This is a genomic window from Streptomyces griseocarneus, from assembly GCF_014655595.1.
GTDB lineage: Bacteria > Actinomycetota > Actinomycetes > Streptomycetales > Streptomycetaceae > Streptomyces > Streptomyces griseocarneus.
On sequence record NZ_BNBL01000004.1, the window covers coordinates 330,542 to 351,073 of the forward strand.

18 protein-coding genes, 2 tRNA genes and 1 pseudogene are annotated in these 20,532 nt (G+C 73.3%); 12 read left to right on the plus strand and 9 right to left on the minus strand.

The genetic code is table 11. The annotated features are described in order from the left end of the window. Positions 1–108: 108 nt before the first annotated feature. A complete protein-coding gene (locus tag IE295_RS12995) occupies positions 109–1,590 on the minus strand; it encodes an aminopeptidase P family protein (RefSeq protein WP_224322994.1) in 1,482 nt (493 codons plus the stop codon). Positions 1,591–1,698: 108 nt separating this feature from the next. Beyond that, a complete protein-coding gene (locus IE295_RS13000) occupies positions 1,699–3,129 on the minus strand; it encodes a PP2C family protein-serine/threonine phosphatase (protein ID WP_190063752.1) in 1,431 nt (476 codons plus the stop codon). 817 nt (positions 3,130–3,946) lie between these two features. Here IE295_RS13000 and IE295_RS13005 point away from each other — a divergent pair. Both IE295_RS13005 and IE295_RS13010 read left to right on the plus strand, forming a co-directional pair. Then, positions 3,947–4,684 (plus strand): bifunctional DNA primase/polymerase, encoded by a 738-nt coding sequence (locus tag IE295_RS13005; RefSeq protein WP_190063753.1) that lies wholly within the window; start codon positions 3,947–3,949, stop codon positions 4,682–4,684. A 428-nt stretch (positions 4,685–5,112) separates the two neighbouring features. Continuing rightward, positions 5,113–5,757: a hypothetical protein gene (locus tag IE295_RS13010; protein WP_190063754.1), complete on the plus strand. Its 645-nt coding sequence runs from the start codon at positions 5,113–5,115 to the stop codon at positions 5,755–5,757. 737 nt (positions 5,758–6,494) lie between these two features. Here the strand turns inward: IE295_RS13010 and IE295_RS13015 are convergent. From IE295_RS13015 to IE295_RS13025, 3 genes and pseudogenes are all read right to left on the minus strand, one after another. Then, entirely contained in the window at positions 6,495–7,466 is a 972-nt protein-coding gene (locus IE295_RS13015) for a DUF5926 family protein (RefSeq protein WP_190063755.1), read from the minus strand. A 254-nt stretch (positions 7,467–7,720) separates the two neighbouring features. Further along, positions 7,721–8,323: pseudogene (locus IE295_RS13020) on the minus strand (ATP-binding protein). 93 nt (positions 8,324–8,416) lie between these two features. Then, positions 8,417–9,262 carry a glycerophosphodiester phosphodiesterase gene (locus tag IE295_RS13025; protein WP_224322997.1) on the minus strand — a complete coding sequence of 282 codons (846 nt, stop codon included), beginning with the start codon at positions 9,260–9,262 and terminating at the stop codon, positions 8,417–8,419. A 195-nt stretch (positions 9,263–9,457) separates the two neighbouring features. Between IE295_RS13025 and IE295_RS13030 the strand changes: the two genes are divergently transcribed. The 4 genes from IE295_RS13030 to IE295_RS13045 all read left to right on the plus strand — a co-directional run bounded on the left by IE295_RS13030 (position 9,458) and on the right by IE295_RS13045 (position 11,975). Beyond that, complete coding sequence (locus IE295_RS13030) at positions 9,458–11,089, plus strand: trypsin-like peptidase domain-containing protein (protein ID WP_224322998.1); 1,632 nt, start codon at positions 9,458–9,460, stop codon at positions 11,087–11,089. Positions 11,090–11,248: 159 nt separating this feature from the next. After that, positions 11,249–11,464 (plus strand): hypothetical protein, encoded by a 216-nt coding sequence (locus IE295_RS13035; protein WP_190063757.1) that lies wholly within the window; start codon positions 11,249–11,251, stop codon positions 11,462–11,464. A gap of 163 nt (positions 11,465–11,627) precedes the next feature. Continuing rightward, positions 11,628–11,714: transfer RNA gene (locus tag IE295_RS13040), tRNA-Ser, on the plus strand. A 187-nt stretch (positions 11,715–11,901) separates the two neighbouring features. Then, positions 11,902–11,975, plus strand: a tRNA-Lys gene (locus IE295_RS13045). Positions 11,976–12,023: 48 nt separating this feature from the next. Here IE295_RS13045 and IE295_RS13050 read toward each other — a convergent pair. The 4 genes from IE295_RS13050 to IE295_RS13065 all read right to left on the minus strand — a co-directional run bounded on the left by IE295_RS13050 (position 12,024) and on the right by IE295_RS13065 (position 15,235). Then, entirely contained in the window at positions 12,024–12,296 is a 273-nt protein-coding gene (locus IE295_RS13050) for a hypothetical protein (protein WP_190063758.1), read from the minus strand. Further along, a complete protein-coding gene (locus IE295_RS13055; protein ID WP_372478804.1) occupies positions 12,293–12,979 on the minus strand; it encodes an HNH endonuclease family protein in 687 nt (228 codons plus the stop codon). The genes IE295_RS13050 and IE295_RS13055 overlap by 4 nt, the downstream gene beginning before the upstream one ends. Before the next feature lie 202 nt (positions 12,980–13,181). Further along, on the minus strand, positions 13,182–14,141 hold the full coding sequence (locus IE295_RS13060; protein ID WP_190063759.1) for an SGNH/GDSL hydrolase family protein: 960 nt from the start codon (positions 14,139–14,141) through the stop codon (positions 13,182–13,184). A 434-nt stretch (positions 14,142–14,575) separates the two neighbouring features. After that, positions 14,576–15,235, minus strand: a complete 660-nt coding sequence (locus IE295_RS13065) for a GGDEF domain-containing protein (RefSeq protein ID WP_190063760.1) — start codon at positions 15,233–15,235, stop codon at positions 14,576–14,578. A 671-nt stretch (positions 15,236–15,906) separates the two neighbouring features. On the opposite strand from IE295_RS13065, the gene IE295_RS13070 reads away from it, so the two are divergent. The 6 genes from IE295_RS13070 to IE295_RS13095 all read left to right on the plus strand — a co-directional run bounded on the left by IE295_RS13070 (position 15,907) and on the right by IE295_RS13095 (position 20,450). Then, a complete protein-coding gene (locus tag IE295_RS13070) occupies positions 15,907–16,218 on the plus strand; it encodes a hypothetical protein (protein WP_190063761.1) in 312 nt (103 codons plus the stop codon). A 167-nt stretch (positions 16,219–16,385) separates the two neighbouring features. Then, on the plus strand, positions 16,386–17,300 hold the full coding sequence (locus IE295_RS13075) for a bifunctional MaoC family dehydratase N-terminal/OB-fold nucleic acid binding domain-containing protein (RefSeq protein WP_224322999.1): 915 nt from the start codon (positions 16,386–16,388) through the stop codon (positions 17,298–17,300). Next, complete coding sequence (locus IE295_RS13080) at positions 17,297–17,743, plus strand: MaoC family dehydratase (RefSeq protein ID WP_190063762.1); 447 nt, start codon at positions 17,297–17,299, stop codon at positions 17,741–17,743. The genes IE295_RS13075 and IE295_RS13080 overlap by 4 nt, the downstream gene beginning before the upstream one ends. Beyond that, on the plus strand, positions 17,740–18,894 hold the full coding sequence (locus tag IE295_RS13085; RefSeq protein WP_190063763.1) for a lipid-transfer protein: 1,155 nt from the start codon (positions 17,740–17,742) through the stop codon (positions 18,892–18,894). The genes IE295_RS13080 and IE295_RS13085 overlap by 4 nt, the downstream gene beginning before the upstream one ends. A gap of 54 nt (positions 18,895–18,948) precedes the next feature. Beyond that, a complete protein-coding gene (locus IE295_RS13090) occupies positions 18,949–19,791 on the plus strand; it encodes a DUF1906 domain-containing protein (protein WP_190063764.1) in 843 nt (280 codons plus the stop codon). 116 nt (positions 19,792–19,907) lie between these two features. Further along, positions 19,908–20,450 (plus strand): SigE family RNA polymerase sigma factor, encoded by a 543-nt coding sequence (locus IE295_RS13095; protein ID WP_190063765.1) that lies wholly within the window; start codon positions 19,908–19,910, stop codon positions 20,448–20,450. The last annotated feature ends 82 nt before the right edge of the window (positions 20,451–20,532 follow it).

The window sequence follows — 20,532 nt, forward strand, 5'->3', positions numbered from 1 at the left end:
TCTACGCCCATCATGCGCCCGTCGGCGCCCGCCCGCCGCGCGGCCCGCGACGCGCGCGACCCCGTGCCCCGCGGGTGCGGGTCACGGGGTCGCCGGGCGCGGTGGTGATCAGCCCCGGGTGTCCTTCAGGGCCGCCATCCAGGCCTCGACGTCGGCCGACGTGCGCGGCAGGCCGGCGGAGAGGTTCCGGTTGCCGTCCTCGGTGACGAGGATGTCGTCCTCGATGCGGACGCCGATGCCGCGGTACTCCTCGGGCACGGTGGTGTCGTCGGCCTGGAAGTACAGGCCGGGCTCCACGGTCAGCACCATGCCGGGCTCCAGGACGCCGTCGACGTAGGTCTCCGTGCGGGCGACCGCGCAGTCGTGGACGTCCAGGCCGAGCATGTGCCCGGTGCCGTGCAGGGTCCAGCGGCGCTGCAGGCCCAGCTCCAGGACGCGCTCGACCGGGCCCTCGACCAGGCCCCACTCGACCAGCTTCTCGGCCAGGACGCGCTGGGCGGCGTCGTGGAAGTCGCGGTACTTCGCGCCCGGCACGACCGCCGCGATGCCGGCCTCCTGGGCCTCGTACACCGCGTCGTAGATCTTGCGCTGCAGCTCGGTGTACGTGCCGTTGATGGGCAGCGTGCGCGTGACGTCGGCGGTGTAGAGGGTGTGGGTCTCCACGCCCGCGTCCAGCAGCAGCAGCTCGCCGGAGCGGACCGGGCCGTCGTTGCGCACCCAGTGCAGGGTGGTGGCGTGCGGGCCGGCGGCGCAGATGGAGCCGTAGCCGATGTCGTTGCCCTCGACGCGGGCGCGCAGGAAGAACGTTCCTTCGATGTAGCGCTCGCTGGTCGCCTCGGCCTTGTCGAGGACCTTCACGACGTCCTCGAAGCCGCGGACGGTGGAATCGACGGCCTTCTGCAGCTCGCCGATCTCGAACGCGTCCTTCACCAGGCGCTGCTCGCTGATGAAGACGCGCAGCTCCTCGTCGCGCTCGGCGGTGACGTCGCTGCCCGGGTTGTCGGTCAGGGCCGCCTCGATGCCGGCGTCGTGGCCGCGGACGGCCCGGACGGGGCCGGTGGCCTCGCGCAGGGCGTCGGCCAGCTCGCGCACGTCCTTGGCGGGCAGGCCCAGCAGCAGCTCGGCCTCCGCCAGGCTGTGCCGGCGGCCGACCCACAGCTCGCCCTGGCCGTCGAGCCAGAACTCGCCGTTCTCGCGGTTGGAGCGGGGCAGGAGGTAGAGCGTGGCCGTGTGGCCCTCCGGGCCCGTGGGCTCGAGCACCAGGACGCCGTCCTGGGTCTGGTCGCCGGTGAGGTAGACGTACTCGGTCGAGGCGCGGAAGGCGTACTCGGTGTCGTTCGAGCGCGTCCTGAGGTTGCCCGCCGGGATCACCAGGCGCTCGCCGGGGAAGCGGGCGGACAGCTCGGCGCGGCGGCGCGCGGTCTCGGCGGCCTGGGGTATCGGCTGGAGATCACGCAGCTCGGTGTCGGCCCATCCTGACTTCATGTTCTCGGCGAGCTCGTCGGAGACGGCGGGGTAGAGGCCGTTCTTCCGCTGCTTGATCGGCTCGTCGCCTTCGGGGTTCTCGGGCGCGGGCTGCTGCTCGGTCACTGGCTTTCCTCCTCGAACGGGGCCGCTTTCCATCGTATGTGCGGAGGAATGCGGTCGAGAAGGCTGTGACCGATGGCGATCGAAGGGTGGGCGCGGCGGGGGTCGCACTCAGTCGAAGTGCGCCACCAGCAGGACGACGTCCTCGTCGCCCGGCCCGTCGGGGCCGTCCGGCAGGACCGCGCGCAGCACGTGGTCCGCGATCGCCTCCGGGTCCGTCCGGGCGGACCGCGGCACGCTGGCCGCCGCCGAGTGCAGCCGGGCGAAGGACCGGTCCATGGCGTCGCCGGCGCGGTTGAGCAGTCCGTCGCTGTAGAAGAGGAGCGTTTCTCCGGGTTCCGGTTCGATTTCCACGCTGGGCGCCTCCCAGCAGGCGAGCATGCCCAGCGGCGCCGAGAGCGAGGTCTCCACGTACTCGGCGCGGCCCGCGCCGATGATCAGCGGCGAGCAGTGCCCGGCGCCGGCGACGACCACCTTGCGCCCGGCGGGCTCGCAGTAGGCGAAGAGCGCCGTCGCGGTGCGGGTCGGCTCGGTCAGCCTGAGCAGCAGTTCGAGGTCGGACAGGACGGCGACCGGGTCCTCGCCCTCTATGACGGCGTACGCGCGCAGGGAGGCCCTCAGCCGTGCCGTGGCGGCGGTCGCCCCGGGCCCGGAGCCGCTGATGCCGCCGATCGCGAGGCCCAGTGCCCCCTCCGGCAGGGGCAGCGCGTCGTACCAGTCGCCGCCGCCCTGCGGTCCGGTGCGGTGCCGGACGGCCAGCCGGATGCCGGGCACCCGGGGCAGCCGGCTGGGCAGCAGCTCCTCGCGCAGGGCGCCCAGAGTGCGGCGGGCGCGGGTCAGTTCGAGGAGCCGGATGAGGTGTTCGGCGGCGTAGCCGCAGTAGAGGCCGGCCAGGTGGCGCTGGCGCTCGGTGGGCTCGGCGGGTTCGTCGTAGAGCCAGACGGCCGCGCCGACGCGGCCGGCGGAGGGGGCATCGCCGGCGGGGGTGGCCGCCGACTCCAGGGGGAGGGCGTAGCTGGCGGCGTAGCCGAGGCGGGCGGCGACCTCGCGGTGGCGGGGGTCGAGGTCGTCCTCGCCCGGGATGTCGGGGTGGGCCCTGCCGGAGCGGTCGCCCACGGGCGGGAGGTCGTCGAGGAGGCGGACGTACGGGCCGGGGGAGGAGGCGGGGTCGTGCGGGATGGTCTCGATGTGACCGATGTCGGCGTGGCCCAGGCCCAGGCCCACGGTCAGCGGGTGTCCGCCGTGGTGGTCGGGGTGGAGGGTGACCAGGCCGCGCCCGGCCCCCATGAGCGTGGCGCCGGCGCGCAGGAGTTCGCGCAGGGCTCCTTCCAGCTCCGAGGTCCGGGTCAGACGCTCGGTCAGCTCCTGGAGCGTGGTCAGGTCGGAGACCCAGCCCGCGAGACGGTCCTGCACCGGGGGGTCGGCGGTGGCGCAGGAGCCGGGGGCGGAAGGGGGAGGAGGAACCGTAGGGGCGGAAGTGTGGGCGGGAGCGGGCACCGAGGGATCGATTCCGGCCACTTTCGGCAGGTGGGGCGCGGTCATGGCCGTCTGCTCCGGACGGGCCCCGCGGGGCCGCCCCGGGGACCTGGGTGCCCGCCGGGCCGGGGCAGCCCGCCGAGCGCTCTCGACCAGCTGCTTGGCCTGGGCGTTCTGCGCAACGGCATCGCAAACCCCCTGATCGTGTTGCGTGCTACCGGTGGTCCACATGTACACGCCCGGGCAAGGGAATGTCCAGCATTGGACCAGTGGGATTGGTGGTGTCTGATGGGGTTCCGTGCCTCTGGAAGAAGCCGTAAAGTTTGGCCGGAAAATAGTGTCCTGGCCCCCGATTTACGATCGACTGGCTTCGCTCCAACAGCGCGTCACACCCAGCACGGTGGGTACGTACTCGGAGAAGGGCAGGGGCAGTTGGGGCCGCCCCGCAACCCGGCGGCGGACCCGAGCGTCTTATCGGTCGACGGCCACGCCCATCCCCGAGCGGCGTGGGGCAACCCATGCCGCAGGCGAGGGGCGCACCCGGTTCAGCACGAAGCGCCATGCGCGCGCCACCCCCCGCCAGGTTTCACGCTCGGCCCGCGGCGTGATGCGCTGCGTTTGTCTACGCAGTGACTCGTGATCCACGTGGTGTGCCGGCCCGAGGGGCCACGGCGCGTTGAGTACCGCGCCGAGCAGTGCCCGTAGTGCCATGTAGCCCTCGCGCTTCCAGGGGCTACGCGTTCCATGCAGTCCAGGCGGTGCCCGCGGCTCCCGCAACCCCTGCGGTGCCCGCGGTTCATGTCAGCGTGTTCAGTTGTGCGATACGGCCCTTGCCCCCAGGCAAGGACCCACCTTCGGCGTTCACGGAAAGGAACGAGCGCTCATGCGCGAGATCCTCGGAAGGCGACGCAGGCTCTCCCTCCGGCGGGCCGGACGGTCCGCGGTGCTCACCGCGGCCCTGACCTACGCCACGGAGTGGCAGTGGCCCGTACTCCCCGGTGTGGGCCTGCGGCCCGGCATCGGCCGCGTGCGCGAATGCGGCTGCCCGGACCCGGAGTGCGTGGTGCCGGGCGCCCACCCCTTCGACCCCGGCCTGCTGGCCGCCACCACCGACGCGCGGATGGTGCGCTGGTGGTGGACCAACCGGCCCGAGGCCCCCGTCGTGCTCGCCACCGGCGGCCGCGCGCCCTGCGCGGTGAGCCTGCCCGCCGTCGCCGGCGCCCGCGCGCTGGCGGCCTTCGACCGCGCGGGCGTGCGGCTGGGCCCGGTGGTGGCCACCCCCACCCGCTGGTCGCTGCTGGTGGCCCCGTACTCCCTCGAGGTCCTCGGCGAGCTGTTGCACCGTCAGGACTGGGTGCCGAGCTCGCTGCGCTTCCACGGCGAGGGCGGCTACGCCGTGCTGCCGCCGTCCCCCACGGGCGCCGGCCGGGTCCGCTGGGAACGTGCCCCCAGGCCCGCCGGGGCCGTGGCCGGGCGCGGCGGAAGGCCGGGTGCCACGCGGCGTGTTGACGGCCTGGCGCGGCCCTGGCTGCCCGACGTGGCGACGGTCGTCGACGTCCTGGTGGAGCAGAGCGCGAACACGGGCACGCCTGGTGGCGACGGCAGCAAGCTGGCGTACTGAACCGCCGGCGCGGTGAACGGAGCGGCCGGCTCCGGCAGGTGGACGTGAGGGCGCGTACGGACGGGAGACGCCCGCGCTCTCACTCTTACGGGTGCAAGCCGCTCCGAGAACCGCAGGAAACGGGCGTGCGAGGGCGCTGAGAGCGCGGTCGTGCCCGTATGTTCGGGGCAAGGCCGTATCGGGCGCCTGTCACAGGACCGCCGACGGCCCGGCGGGGCATGCGTGCGTGCGTTCCGATCGCGAACGCACGAATCCGTCCCCGCGATCAATCCGTTCCCGCCGCGCGAGCGAGCCGCCGACCCCTTTGGCAGGCGTGCGCGCTTCCGTGGCGCATCGCAGGTGAAGTGCAGGTGGGTCCGATGGTCCGTGCGTCCAGTGCCTCCAGTGTGTCCGGGTGGGTCCGGCAGCGGCGTGCGGTGAACTTCCGCATGATCGCGCTCGCGAGCACGGTGGTCCTGGCCGTCGTGCTGCCGCTGGCGGTCGCCTCGGCCGGTCCCGCCGGGCGGCGCGCGGAACCGGGCAAGGCCCCGGCCGGCGACGACGGCACCGGACGCGGCGGCTCCAGGACCGAGGCCCGGCGCGGTGACCACCCCGGCCCGCGCGGCGAGGGCGGCCCTTCCGGTGCGTACGCCCCGTACGGCGGCGCCAAGGGGCCCGGCACCGGCGACGACCTCCTGGGGAGCCGGCTCTCCTCCGACGGCCTGCTCGGCGCCGGCCCGGACGACGGCGACCGGGGCACCGCCCGCTGCGGCCCCGAACTCACCGCGCCCGAGGGCGTGGAGGCCCAGACCTGCGTCCTTGAACAGACGAACGACACCTGGGCGCGGACCTACTACCGCAACGCCACGGGCGCCCCCCTGACGGGCGTCCTGACCCTCATGGGACCGGCCGGGCGGACCGTGCAGGTGAATTGCCAGATGGCCGCAACCGATGATCCGGACATGTGCGAGACGCCCCACGAACCGACGGTGCGCGGACATGGCTCGTATGCAGCGGTCGCGGAGATCGCCTCGGCGGACGGAAGGCTGCTGCTCCGCTCCGGCAGCAACTCGCCGGAACCCGAGGACGGTTAGCGGCACGCCCGCCGCGCACCCCGGGGGCGTGCCCCCGCGGCGTGCCCCGCGGGGGGACCGCCCGGCGTGCGGTGCGCGCGCCCCTGCGGGGATCTTGCCTACGGGCCGCAGCGCGGCATCTGTGCAGGTGGGGCGGCAGGCGGTCGGCCTGTGGCGGCCTGCGGAGGGCCTGTCCGACGGCGAGGGCCGGGAGTTGCGGGAGGGGCGCGGACGCGGGTGGCGGGGGCGCGGGCCGCGTTCGGGGGCTCGCGGGGAATGACCGTGCGTCGGTCAGGTGTTCGTCATGGTGCCGGTCTGCCGCCGGTCCGGTGCCTGCCTGATGTCCGCTACGGGGCCGTTCGGCGGCCGGCGCGAGTGCCGGTGTGGAGCCGGCGGCCCGGTGGTGTCCCGGGGCTCCTGGCCGGTGGGCTCCCCTTGCGGGTCCGTACCGGTCCGGGCATGGAAACGCCCGGTCGCTGGCGACGGGGGATGCACCAGCGACCGGGCTTTTAGAACCGTAACAAGAGATCGGCGGTTCGCAAATTCGATCGTGGATTTCCGGACGCCGATTTCCGGTCTGACAGCGGGAGTTGTGACAGGAGTCACGCGGTTTGACTCGCCATTTACCCGCCGACGGCGCCGGAATCAATAACTCCGCCCGCGTGACGCGGCACGGCGGAATCGATTCGGCGCCCGGGGCATCCGCGATCGGCGCCCACGTGGCCGGGTATCGCCCAACCCCGGGGGCGGTATCGCCGTCAGTTCAGCGTGACCTGACGGCTCGTGAGGCCCGCACGGGCGCGCCGCTCGTCGGCGGTCAGCGGGGTCTCGTCCGCCAGCGCGCCGGCCAGCCGTTCGGCGAACGCCGCGGCGGGCTTCTCCACGTCCGCCGCGCTCATTCCGCTCGGCAGGTCCCACACCGGCACGGTCAGCCCGTGCGCGCGGAAGGAGCCCACCAGGCGGGTGCCCTCGCCCAGCGAGGTGCCGCCCGCCGCGTGCAGCCGCGCCAGGGCGTCCAGCAGCTTCTCCTCGGGGTGGGTCATGACCCAGCGCAGGTGGTTCTTCTCCGGGGTCTCGCACCAGTACGCGGCGTCCAGGCCGGGCAGCCGGACGGTCGGGATCGCGGCGGCGTTGGCGCGCTCCAGGGAGGCCGCCACCTCGCCGGTGGCGTTCTCGGCGTTCTCCACCCAGAACTCGAAGCCCGTGTGGACGACCGGCTCGAACGGCCCCTCGGCATCCAGCAGGTCCTGCAGGCGCGGGCCCTCGGCACCGGTGCGCCCGGCGGTGACCGGCGTGCCGGGCTCGGCGGCCAGAGCGCGCTGCAGGGTGTCGGCGAGGTCGCGGCTGAGGTCGCCGGTGGGGGTGTCGTTCTGCAGGCCCAGCAGCACCGAGCCGTTGTCGCGGCGCAGCGCGGGCCAGGCCATCGGCAGGACCGTCGCGAGCGTCACGGACGGCACGCCCTCGGGCAGGCCGCCCTTGAGCTTCAGCTCCACGGTCGCGGCGGGCACCAGCTCGCGCAGGGCGACCCAGTCGGCCTCGCCGGGCAGCCCCTCGAAGGGGCGCCGCACCAGCTCGACCACGGCGTGCGAGGCCTCACGGCCGTGACAGGCCTTGTAACGCCGGCCCGAGCCACAGGGGCAGGGCTCGCGGGCGCCGACGACGGGGATCGGCGCGTCGCCTGCCTGCGGCTTGGCGGCAGCCTGGGTCTGGGGGCGGCGCTTCTTGGCCATGGTGTGGGGGTCTCCCGATCGGTGCGTCCGGCTCGTGTGCCTGGCGGCAACACTTCGTTGACGGGCGCGAGCCTAGCGCCAGAGGCGCGGCGGGAGCGGGCACGCGCGCGTGGCCGGGCGGCCGGGTCGGGAAGACGGTGGCGGGATGCGCGGGAGTGTCGCCGCGCGTGTCCCCGCCGCGGCGCCGCGACGCGCCCGCGCGCGTGCCTCCATGCGGCTTCTGCGCGGTCTCTATGCGGTCTCTACGCGCGTCGTCATGCCGGCTCGTCGAGGTCGGAGTAGAGGAGGAGCGGATCCACATCGACGCGCGTAGCGAAACCCGCGCGCGCGGAGAGCGCCGCCCACACGGTCACCTCGCCGCAGGAGTCCCGTACGCCCCAGTCCTGGGAGAGTGCGTTGATGATGTTCAGCCCGCGGCCGCCGCGCGCGGTGACGGAAGGAGTGGCCGGAAAGGGACGGGTGGGACCGCCGCCGTCGGTGACCTCGACGGTGAGCCTGCCGCGGGCGTCGACCCGCCAGGCGGCGCGGAAGGCGCCGTCCGTCCCCATACCCCTGTCGCCGTTCTCCCGGCCCAGCGGGCGCCCGTGCCGGTACGCGTTGCTGAGCAGCTCCGAAAGGATCAGTACGGCGTCGTCGATGACCGAATCCGGTACCCCACCGGCGCGCAGTTCCTTGCGCATCCGGTGTCTCGCCTCGCCCACACCGGCGGGACCATGGGGTACGGCCATGATCGACGACGTGGGCACCTCCTGTGCCACCACCAACGCCACCCCCGAGACCTCCTTTGCCCCACGTCAGGGGATGAATGCCCCAATGGACTGGACCGGAAACCGGCCAACCTTCGCCGGGTGGGGCACTCGCGCGGGTCGAATACGTACCGAACGCGCCGGTGCACTCCATGTAATGGGCGCCGCCCGGCCCACGGCCCTCCGGCCCCCGCCGGACGGGCGCTAGCGGCGCCCGAGCTGCGTCAGGACGGCCTTCGGCCGGTTGGTGATGACCGCGTCGACGCCGAGGCGGGCGCACAGCTCGACGTCCTCGGGCTCGTTGACCGTCCAGACGTGCACCCGGTTGCCGGCCCGGTGCAGCCGGGCCACGTAGTCGGGGTGGTTGCGCACGATCCGGATGCTCGGCCCGGCGATGCCCACGCCCGCCGGCAGCCGGCCGTCGCGGTAGCGGAGGGAGAGGAACTGCATCAGATAGACGGTCGGCAGGGCGGGCGCCGCCGCCCGGACCCGGTGCAGGGACCGGGCCGAGAAGCTCATCACCCGTACGGGCGAGGGGTCGTCCGGCGGCGGCTCGGCGAGGCCGAAGCGGCCCAGCAGGGCCAGCAGCCGCTCCTCGACCTGGCCCGCCCAGCGGGTGGGGTGCTTGGTCTCGATGGCGAGCTCCACGCGCCGCCCCGAGTCGGCGACGAGCTCGAGGAGGCGCTCGAGGGTGAGGACCGAGGTGCGCTCGCGGTTGTCGCGCTCGGGGTCGCGGTCGGGCGCCTCGCGCTCGCCGGCCGGAGCCTTCCAGGACCCGAAGTCGAGCGCCGCGAGGTCGGCGAGCTCGAGCGTGGAGACGGCGCCGCGGCCGTTGGAGGTGCGGTTGACCCGGCGGTCGTGCACGCAGACCAGGTGCCCGTCGGCGGTCAGTCGCACATCGCACTCCAGCGCGTCCGCGCCGTCCTCGATCGCTTTGCGGTACGCCGCCAGCGTGTGCTCAGGGGCGTCGTCGGAGGCTCCGCGGTGGGCGACGACGTCGAGGGGACGGTGCTCGGGACGGTCGTTCCCGGCCGGGTACGCGTAGGTCACCGCGTTATGGTGCCACCGGCTGGCACAATCGCGCAGGCGGTCCAATTTGTCCTGTAGTAAGGACGGACCGCCGAGGTCACAGGCTCCGCTTACGGTGGTCTGACGCGCCATGGGAAAAGCTGGCCGCAGACATGTGCGAGCGTGGCCGGAAGTCGCGACCGACCTGACGTGCACCTGATTGAGGAGACGACGACTGTGAGCACCGAGAACGAGGGCGCCGCCCGTCCGGCTGACGCCGGGCAGGACAAGGCGGCTCCGTCCGAGGGCGTCATGCCACAGGCGCCCGCGACCGATCGCACGGCGCAGCTTCCGGCCGTTCCCGCCGAGCCTCCCCGCACGCCGCCCGCCCCGGCGGCCTCCGAGGTCACGACGCCGCAGCCGCAGCAGCCCGGCGCGGCGCCGGCCGGGGCCCCTGACGGCACCGGCGGCCCCGTGGGCACCGACAGCGTCGGCAGCGCAGGCAGCACCGGCGGTCAGGCGCTGCCGCCGGCCGCCGATCCGTACGGTCAGGCGGCGCAGACCGCGCAGTTCCCCGCGGCCCCGCCCGCCCCCCAGGACTCCGCCGCGTTCGCGGCCGCCGACGCACCCGGCGCCCCGGCGGGCGCTCCGGCCCACGCCCCCGGCGGCTGGTACGGCGGCGCCGACGCGCCCCCGCCCTACGGCGGCCCGGCCGCCCCCTGGGGTGCGCCCGTACCGCCGAAGCGCAAGCGCTCCGGCGGGCTCGTCGCGGCCGTCATCGCGGCGGCCCTGATCGCCGGCGGCGTCGGCGGCGGCGTCGGTTACTGGGCGGCCGACAAGGGGATCGGGGAGAGCTCGACCACGGTCTCCTCCTCCGGCGACCCGAAGACCGAGAGCCGCAGCCCCGGCTCGGTCGCGGACATCGCGAGCAAGGCGCTGCCGAGCGTCGTGACGATCGAGGCGCAGAGCAGCAACGGCGAGGGCGGCACGGGCACCGGCTTCGTCTACGACAAGCAGGGCCACATCCTCACCAACAACCACGTCGTCGCCTCGGCCGCCGAGAGCGGCAAGCTCGCGGTGACCTTCTCGGACGGCAAGCAGTACGACGCCGAGGTGGTCGGCCGTGCGCAGGGCTACGACGTCGCGGTCATCAAGCTGAAGGATCCTTCCGGCGCGAAGCTCAGGCCGCTTCCGCTCGGCGACTCCGACCGGACGGCCGTGGGCGACGCGACGGTCGCCATCGGCGCGCCGTTCGGCCTGTCCGGGACCGTCACCACCGGCATCGTCAGCGCCAAGAAGCGGCCGGTGGCCTCCAGCGACGGCGGCAACGGCAAGGCCTCGTACATGAGCGCCCTGCAGACGGACGCGTCGATCAACCCGGGCAACTCCGGCGGCCCCCTGCTCAACGCCCAGGGCGCGGTCATCGGCATCAACTCCGCCATCCAGTCCGCGGGCGGCGGCGGTGGCGGCTTCGGCGGCGGCCAGGGCCAGGCCGGCAGCATCGGCCTCGGCTTCGCGATCCCGGTCAACCAGGCGAAGAACGTCGCCGAGCAGCTGATCAAGTACCGCACGCCCGTCTACCCGGTCATCCAGGCGACGGTGAACATGAAGGACACCGGCCAGGGCGCCAAGATCGACGGCAGCGGCTCGGAGGCCGTCACCCCGGGCGGCCCGGCCGACAAGGCCGGCCTCAAGGCCGGCGACGTGATCACCAAGCTGGACGACACCAAGATCGACAGCGGCCCGACGCTGATCAGCGAGATCTGGACCCACCGCCCCGGCGACAAGGTCACGGTCACCTACGTCCGCGACGGCAAGACCTCCACGGCGCAGATCGTCCTGGGCGAGCGCCGGGGCGACAACAGCTGACGCCGGGCCGCCGGGACGGCCCGGCGGAACGGGGGCCGGCGTGCATCTTTCAGGTGACGTCGGCCCGCCGGGCGATCCCTGGGGGTGCGGGGCTGGAAGACGTACGGGTGGACGCCCGGACCCCAGCCGGACCACCGACGACGAGCGAAGGCCCCGCCCATGCCGACCGACGACACCGTGACGCGGTTTCTGAACGCCCTGAGCCCGGCCGCCCGGGAGAAGATCCGGCAGCTGCCGGCGGGAGAGCAGGAGAAGCTCGCCGCCGCGTGGGAGGCCGAGCTGGCCGAGGACACCGACCTCGACACCCTCAGCGAACTCTCCCCGGCCGCCGCCGAGAGCGAGGCGGCCGAGCGGGTCGTCCAGAACCTCCCCTGACGTCCCAACCGCCCCGCCCTGACGCCGCGTCCCCTCCCCGGCCCCCGGGCCGCCCGAAGACCCAACCCGGCCCGCCCTACGGCCACTAGCCCCGGCCGCCAGCCGACCACGCCCCCGGCACCGGGTACGCTGGTCTCCGCGTCATCCCTCGTGGACGACGTGGGGAGGCTTGCCCGAGCGGCCTAAGGGAACGGTCTTGAAAACCGTCGTGGCAGCGATGTCACCGAGGGTTCAAATCCCTCAGCCTCCGCCTTGTGGCCATCCGGCCGAATGAGAAGGGGCGCCCCTGGTGTGGGGTGCCCCTTTCGCGTTGAAGCCGTCCCGGCGGCTCGAACGGCGAGGCGGCTGCGGTCGGCTCCGTCGTCCACTGCCGGCCGTGCTTCCGTCGGGGCCCGGCCATGACATGACTACTGACACCTTCGTGTAATATTTCTCCCGCGCCGCTAGCTCAGTTGGTTAGAGCAGCTGACTCTTAATCAGCGGGTCCGGGGTTCGAGTCCCTGGCGGCGCACAGAACGAAAAGGGTGTCCCTGCACAAGGGACACCCTTTTCGCGTTGCTCAGCGCGGTGCCTCCGCCGCCCCGCCCGCGCGCACGCGGCTCACGACCTCGGCGTGCAGGGCCGCGAGGCCCTCCGGGGGGACCGGCGCCGGGCTGCCGGTCAGGACGTACCACTCCTCGGCGCCCGTGTACTGGATGTCGACGCGGGCCCGGGGCTCGCCGGGGGCGGCGGAGGTGGCGATGGTGAGGTCGCCGGTGATGACGCCGACCTCGTCGGTCATGGCGCCGCCCGGGCCGGCGGTGACCTCGTCCACGTACCGTTCGGCGGTCATTGGTCGCAGGTGTCCAGCATGTTGACGAGGGTGGTCTGTTCGGGCTGGGTGACGTGGAGCCGGTAGAGGTGCTTCACATGGGTCCAGGCCCGGGCGTACGTGCACCAGTACGAGGCCAGCGGCGGCTGCCACTGGTCCGGGCCCTGGTCGCCCTTGCTGCGGTTGGAGGAGGCGGACACGGCGATCAGCTGGGAGTTCGTCAGGTCGTTGGCGAACCCCTTGCGCTTGTCGGTGTCCCAGCCGTCGGCGCCCGAGCGCCAGGCGTTGGCCAGGGGGACCATGTGGTCGATGTCCACCTGGCTCGCGGCGTTCAGCACCTTGCCGTCGTAGGCGCTGGTCCATGTGCCGGAAACGGCCCGGCACTCGCTGTCGGTCCTCACGTCCTTGCCGTCGCGCGAGAGGACCACCTCACGGGTGTCGCAGCTGCCCATCTGTTTGATCCAGTGCGGGAACTTCGCGCGGCTGTAGCCATCCATCGAGTGTGGCGCCTCGACGACCAGCTCCGCCAGCTCTTCGCGGGCGACGGACGCCGGGGGCGGCTCCGGCAGGTCCCGGCGGAGGGTCTGAGTGGCGGGCCTTCCGGTGAGGTTGCCGGCGGGGACGGCGGGGGCCGCGGCGGTGCTCCACAGGCACAGGGCCGCCGTGGCGGCGAGGGTGGCGCGATGCCACCGGTTACGTCTGATCACACGCCCACCGATACCGGTGTCCGGGCGGTCGGGCGGGGACCGTCACCTGCAGGCGGCATGCCGGATATGCCGTGATTGACCGCAATGGGGGTGAGTCGAGGTGTTCCCCGGGGGCCGGGGTGCCGGGAAGCCCGGGTGCCGGCCGGAACGGGGAACGCCTCGGCGCTCGGGGTCAGCGCTTGGGACCTCAGCACTTGGGTCAGCGCTTGGGGCCGAAGACCAGCGCGTCGAGCACGGCCTCGGACATGGCCTTCTCGCCCTTGGCGTTGGGGTGGAAGGCGGCCGAGGCCCGGGTGGAGCGGATCCCCTCGATCCAGCGGTCCGCGAAGGGCCGGCAGGCGGAGTGGGCGGCGGTCGTGGCGTTGGTGTTGACGTAGAGGTCGCCCTGGGCGAAGGCCTCCCGGCGCAGCATCGCGTTCAGGCGGCGCAGCGTGCCGCGCAGGTAGGGCACGTCGCCGTCGGCGACCCGCAGGGACTCGCGGCAGCCCCGCGCGTCGTCCCCGATGATCGCCGGGTAGCCGACGACGGCCACGCGGGCGCGCGGGGCCTTCTTGTGGACGGCCTTCAGGAGGGCGGCGACCTTGGGGGCGGTGTCGTCGATCCGCTTGTCGAGCTCGTCGGTGCCGCGCTGCGAGAAGTGCCGCTGGCAGGGGTTGCCGTCGGGGATGGGGCTGGAGGGATGGGTGCAGCGCTTGAGGATGCCGTCGAAGTCGATGTCGTTGCCGCCGACGCTGATCGTGACGAGGCGGGTGTCGCCGCGGACGGCGTCGAGCTGCGGGGGCCTGCGCGTGTCGCGCTGCTGCCGCCACATGTCGTCGGTCCTGGCGCCCATGCAGGAGACGTCCTGGAAGTCCGTGACCCCCAGTTCCTTGCGGATGAGGGAGGGGTAGTTGGCGCTGGAGCGCAGGCAGGTGAGGTCGGTCTGCCGGGGGATGGCGGGGCCCGAGGCGTAGGAGTCACCGAGGGCGACGTAGCGCTGGTTGCGTTCCAACGGCAGCGACTGTGCCTGTGCCTGGAGCTGTGCCTGTGCCTCGGGTTGCGTCTGCGTTTGGGGCGTGGCGGCCGTGGCGGGGGTGACGGCGGCGCCTGTCGCCAGGGCGGCCGTGGTGGCGAACGCGGCGGCAGTTAATCGGATTCTGTTTCGTCCGGTACGGACCATTTCCTGCTCCTCGAGAGAAAGGTTCCGTGGATGCGGGCGCCAGACTCGGGCCCGCCGGTCCGGCCGTCAATGCGATGTCCGGGATGTCGGATGCATGTGACCGGATATCGGACCCCGGCGTCCGGCTGTGCGGGCTTGACGAAGGTGCCGGAACGTTCCACTCCTGTCACGTACTTCACCGGACCGCACCGAACGCGCATCAGGCGCATTCCGGAAACAGGCGAACGGCCTGGCATGACCGCATCAGCACCTAATCTCCCCACTGAGAGTCGCGGCGACGACCGGGCGTCATCCACGGGCCGGTGACCGGACCGTAGGGGTCCGGCTGCCGGGGCCGGCCGACAGCCGGACCCCGACGGCCGGACCGGCCGCTCACGACGCCCATCGCGCCGCGCCGCTCACGTCGCGTTTCGCGACGCGTTTCACGGCGCCTTTTACGACGCCTTCCGCCACACCGGCGTGAGCAGGGTCAGATGCGGACCCGGCCGGCCGGCGCGGCGGCCATGAGCGGTGTGGCGCGCACCGGCGGCTCCGGCGGGCCGCCAGTGGTCGCCGCACCGCTTCGCCGCGTACATGGCCTCGTCCGCGCCGCGCAGCAGGTCCGACAGCCCGGCGCCCGGGCGGTAACTGGTGTGACACAGGCCGATGGAGGCCCGGGGCGCCAGGGTGACCCGGCCCGTGTCGAGGGGCTGCGACAGCCGGGACGACAGGTGGGTCATCTCGGCGTCCGCGTCGGCGTCCGGGGCGAGGCGGACGAGGGCGGTGAACTCGTCGCCGCCCAGCCGCGCGGCGAACCCGCCGCGCTCCCGGCTCCAGGCCCCCAGGCGCCGGCCGACGGCCGCGATGACCTGGTCGCCGGCCTCGTGCCCGTGCGTGTCGTTGATCTGCTTGAAGCCGTTGAGGTCCAGCAGCAGGACGGCCGTGTGCGGGTGCCGCATGGCCCGCAGCGCGCGGGCGGTGAACTCCTCGCGTCGCATCAGGCCCGTCAGCCGGTCGGTACGGGCGCTGCGCAGCCGGCGCGTCAGGAAGAGGGCGTGCACGGCCCAGCCGATGGTGGGGGCGGCGACGGGGAGGGCCTGAAGTATGAGGTTCATCGGGTACCTTCCTGTGATTTCCGGGGCAGTTGAGCGGTTGAGCGCGTCCAGGTGGTCCGGTGGACGCAAGTGGTCCGGCGGACGCCGGTGAATGCTGGTGATGCGATGGGCACCGATGGCGCGATGGACACCAGTGGTCTGGCAGACACCAGTGGTCCAGCGGACGCCAGTGGTGCGAGGGGCGTCGGTGACCGGACAGATCACGCGTGACATCCGGTGAACTCCGTGACAGCAGTGCCGTATGGGGCGCCCATGGCGGACCGGCGGCCCGATCGCGCCGTCGCGGAACCCGCCGGCGACGGGCCGGGCGGGACCGGGCGGTGGATCGGGCCGTCAAGCAAGGACGTCCCCCTTTTCCGGCGAGCGGCAGCCGTGCCGGCGCCGGGAAGTGCCGGGCCGCCGCCGGGGGTGCACAGATCTGCCGAAACGGTTCGCCTTGTGGGGCACAGGGGGCCGGAGGGTGTCGAGAGAGCACCGTTACGGTCGATACACGGTGTTTCTGTGAGGTAGTGGTTTAAGTCCGTGACGTCATGCTTGCGAGGGAATGGGGACAGGCTGGGGGTTCGGTGGAGATTCGGTGGGCAAGTCTGGAGGCGCGACGTCGAAAGAAGCGCCGGGGCGGTCGGCCAACCCCCTGGCAGAAACCGGTAGTTCCCACTGGAGGATTCGACATGGCAAGCACCCGCACTGCCGCCCGCGTTTTCGCCGCCCTCGTGGCCCTTCCGATGGCGGCCATGCTCTTCTCCGGCGTCGCCACGGCCGATGACGGCGGCCAGCTGGCCAACCGCGGCTCGAACGCGGCCGCCGCCGGCATCGTCGGCAGCGGCATCACGGGTAAGAACCACGGCAACAGCACCACCACGCTGCAGCAGGCCACCGGCAGGAACGCTACGAACCAGGCGAATACGGCCAGCGTCAACGGCTCCGGCCATACGGCGATCCGGCAGGACAACATCCGGATCACCTTCACTCAGGTCTGGTGAGCCGGGGCCCTGTGCGGCTCCCCGTTCCCGGGGTGGCCCACAGGTGACGTGGTGAGATGTGGACTGGGTCTGTACGGACCGAGCGGCGGCGCCTTCGGGCGCCGCCGCTCGGCGTTCGCGCCCCGACACCGTTGACAGACACAGCGACCTGACGGAGAGTCAGATATGTGAGGGACGATCTCCACGACCTCCTGAAGACGTACGAGGGCCGCCCCGCCGCCGTCTCGGGCCGGGGCCCGGACCCCGTCAACGTCCCGATGATCAGGCACTGGTGCGAGGCCATGGGCGACACCGACCCCGCCTACGCCGGCCCCGGCCCCGTCGCCCCGCCCACCATGCTCCAGGCCTGGACCCTCCCCGGCCTCGGCGGGCCGGGCGGGGAGGCGGCGGGCCGGACCGGTCCGTACCGCGAACTGATGGCCCTGCTCGACGCCGCGGGCTGCACCGCCGTCATCGCCACCGACTGCGAGCAGGAGTACCTGCGGCCGCTGCGGCCCGGCGACGTGATCACGTTCGACTCGGTCATCGCCTCGGTGTCGCCCCGCAAGACCACCCGGCTGGGCGCGGGCCACTTCGTCACCACGCGCACGGAGATCCGGGCGAACGGCGAGCTCGCGGGAACGCATCTCTTCCGCTTCCTGAAGTACGCGCCCGCCGGGCGGGCCGGGGACCGCCCCGCCCGCCCGCGCCCCGTGATCAACCGCGACAACGCCGGCTTCTGGGACGGCATCGCCGCCCGCAAGCTGCTCCTGCAGCGCTGCGACGCCTGCGGAAGGCCGCGTTTTCCCTGGCTGCCGGGGTGCGGCGACTGCGGATCGCCCGAGTGGACGGCCGTCGATGCCTCGGGCGCCGGGACGGTCTTCTCGTACGTCGTCATGCACCACCCGCCGTTCCCGGCCTTCGATCCCCCGTACGCGGTCGGGCTGATCGAACTCGCCGAGGGCGTACGGATGATCAGCAACGTCGTCGGGGTGGAACCGGAACGGGTGAGGGTGGGGATGCCGGTGGTGCTGGAGTTTGTACGGGTGGACGACGACCTTGTGCTGCCGCTCTTCCGGCCCGCCGGAGAGGAGGCCGCATGACGCCCGCCCCCGAGCCCGGCGACGTGCTCCCGTCCCTCACGGTGCCCGTCACCCGCACCCTGATCGTCGCGGGGGCCATCGCGTCGCGTGACTACCAGGACGTGCACCACGACGCCGAGGCCGCACGGGCCAAGGGCGCCCCGGACATCTTCATGAACATCCTCACCACCAACGGCCTCGTCGGCCGCTACATCACCGATCGTCTCGGTCCGGGCGCCGTCCTCCGTAAGGTGTCCATCCGGCTCGGCGTGCCCAACTACCCCGGGGACACCCTGCTTTTGACCGGAAGCATTAACTCCATATGTGCGGACGAACGCCTCGCCGAAGGCGCCGCCCGCCTCGCCGAAGTCGCCGTCGTGGGCACCAACAGCCTCGGCCGTCACGTCACGGGAACGGTCACCGTCGCACTGCCCGGAACGCGCCCCGCCCGGGAGGTTTCATGACCGGCACCCTCGGCGGCAGGGCGGCCGTCGCCGGCATCGGCGCGACCGCGTTCACCAAGGACTCCGGCCGCAGCGAACTCTCCCTGGCCGCCGAGGCCGTACGGGCGGCCCTCGCCGACGCCGGGCTCGGGCCCGGCGACGTCGACGGCATGGTCACCTTCACCATGGACACCAGCCCCGAGATCACCGTCGCCCAGGCCGCCGGCATCGGCGAACTGTCCTTCTTCTCGCGCGTCCACTACGGCGGCGGCGCCGCCTGCGCCACCGTCCTGCAGGCGGCCCTTGCCGTCGCGGCCGGCGTCGCCGAGGTCGTCGTCTGCTACCGCGCCTTCAACGAGCGTTCCGGCCGCCGCTTCGGCGCCGGGGTGGCGCGGCGCGAACCCACCGCCGAGGGGGTCGGGCTCGGCTGGGTCATGCCGTTCGGCCTGCTCACCCCCGCCTCCTGGGTGGCCATGGCCGCCCGCCGCTACCTCCACGCGTACGGCCTGGAGCCCGTCGTCTTCGGCCACGTCGCCGTCACCGCCCGCCGCCACGCCGCGGCCAACCCGGCCGCGTACTTCCACCGCCGGCCCATCACCCTCGCCGACCACGCCGCCTCCCGCTGGATCGCCGAGCCGCTGCGGCTGCTCGACTGCTGCCAGGAGACCGACGGCGGCCAGGCCCTCGTGGTCACCAGCACCGAGCGCGCCCGTACGCTGCGCCACCCGCCCGCCGTGATCACCGCCGCCGCGCAGGGGGCGGGCCGCGGTCAGGAGCAGATGACCGGCTTCTACCGCGACGCGCTGACCGGCCTGCCCGAGACCGCCGTCGTCGCCCGGCGGCTGTGGGCGGACAGCGGCCTGCGCCCGGCCGACATCGACGTGGGCATCCTCTACGACCACTTCACGCCGTACGTGCTCATGCAGTTGGAGGAGTTCGGCTTCTGCGCCCCCGGCGAGGGCGGGGCCTTCGTCGCCTCCGGCGCGCTGCCGCTCAACACCCACGGCGGGCAGCTGGGGGAGGCCTATCTGCACGGCATGAACGGCATCGCCGAGGCCGTCCGGCAGGTGCGCGGCACCTCGGTGAACCAGGTGCCGGGGGCCGCGCGCGTGCTCGTCACCGCGGGTACGGGCGTTCCCACCTCGGGGCTCATTCTCGGCGCAGACGGATGAAACCAGGGCGTGTCATCGCATAGCGGTGGTGTCCCGGCACCTTGACTCCTCCGTATGGACCCACGGAAGAAGATCATCGGATATCTCGTCGCCCTATTGGCGGCGCTGGCCCAGGTGGTCGTCCTCGCACTGCCCGCCCCCGCCGCACCCGTCCCGGCCGCCGAGGCCGCCGGGCCCAGCGTCTACCGGGGCCGGGGCTTCGACACCTGTCAGGCCCCGCCGCTGACCACGCTCAGCGCCTGGGGGGCGGCCACCACCTACGGAGCCGTGGGCGTCTACTACGGGGGCCGCGCCCGCGCCTGCCCCCGCCAGCGCTACCTCAGCCACCGCTGGCTGACCGGCGCGCGCGACCTGGGCTGGCGGGTGCTGCCGGTCTTCGTCGGCTCCCAGTCGCCGTGCGTCGGCGCCTCCTCCAAGCAGGGCTTCCCCATCGGCGACGATCCCTGGGGGCAGGGCACCGACGAGGGCCGCGAGGCGGTCCGTACCGCCGCCGACCTGGGCATCGCCGCCGGCAGCCCGCTCTACTACGACATGGAGGCGTACGACTACGGCGACGAGGAGTGCGCCGACGTCACCCTGGCCTTCATCCAGGGCTGGAGCTCCACGGTCAAGCGCAACGGCTACATCCCCGGCTTCTACAGCAGCGCCGCCTCCGGCGTGCGCCACATGGAGATCGCCCGGCGGGCCGGCGAGCGGGACCTGCCGGAGATCCTGTGGTTCGCGCGCTGGCGGGTGCCGGCCTCCACCGATCGCGAGCAGGTGCTCTCCGCCGGGTCCTGGGGTCCGCACCGCCGCATCCACCAGTACGCGGGCAACGTGACCGAGACGCACGGTGGGCGGAAGCTCACCATCGACCGCAACCTCGTCGACGCCCCGGTGGCGGTCATCCGGGACTGACGCCGCCCTCCCCCTGCGGGAGGTGGGGCAGTCCCCCGGGGTACGACCTGAGGGGTACGGTTCTTCGGCACCTCCGGCCGATCCGCGGGGCGGGCGCGCGCTCCTAGCGTGGAGGCATGACAGCAACCACGACGTCTGTGTGCACCAGCGCATCCACCGCCGCCGTGTACCCGTCGTTCTCCACGTACGTACGGGTCCGCGGCCAGGCGCTGCAGCGCACCGCCCGCTCCCTGACCTCGAACCCGTGCGACGCCGAGGATCTGCTGCAGACGGCCCTCACCAAGACCTACCTGGCCTGGGACCGCATCGAGGACCACCGCGCGCTGGACGGCTACGTCCGCCGTGCCCTCGTCAACACCCGCACCTCCCAGTGGCGCAAGCGCCGCGTCGACGAGTTCCCCTGCGAGGAGCTCCCCGAGCGCGAGAGCGGCCCCGCCACCGACCCCGCCGAGGCGCAGGCCCTGCGCGACGCGATGTGGCGCGCGGTCCACAGGCTCCCCGCCCGCCAGCGGGCCATGGTCGTCCTCAGGTATTACGAGGACTTCACCGAGGTCCAGACCGCCGAGCTGCTCGGCGTCTCGGTCGGCACGGTCAAGAGCGCCGTCTCCCGCGCCCTCGGCAAGCTCCGGGAGGACCCGGACCTGGCGGCCGCGGCGTAGGGCCAAGGGCGCCCCCAGGGCACCCGCGGGCCCCGCGCCCGCCCGCGCCGGCCAGGCCCGGGATGCTCAGCCCAGAATCCGG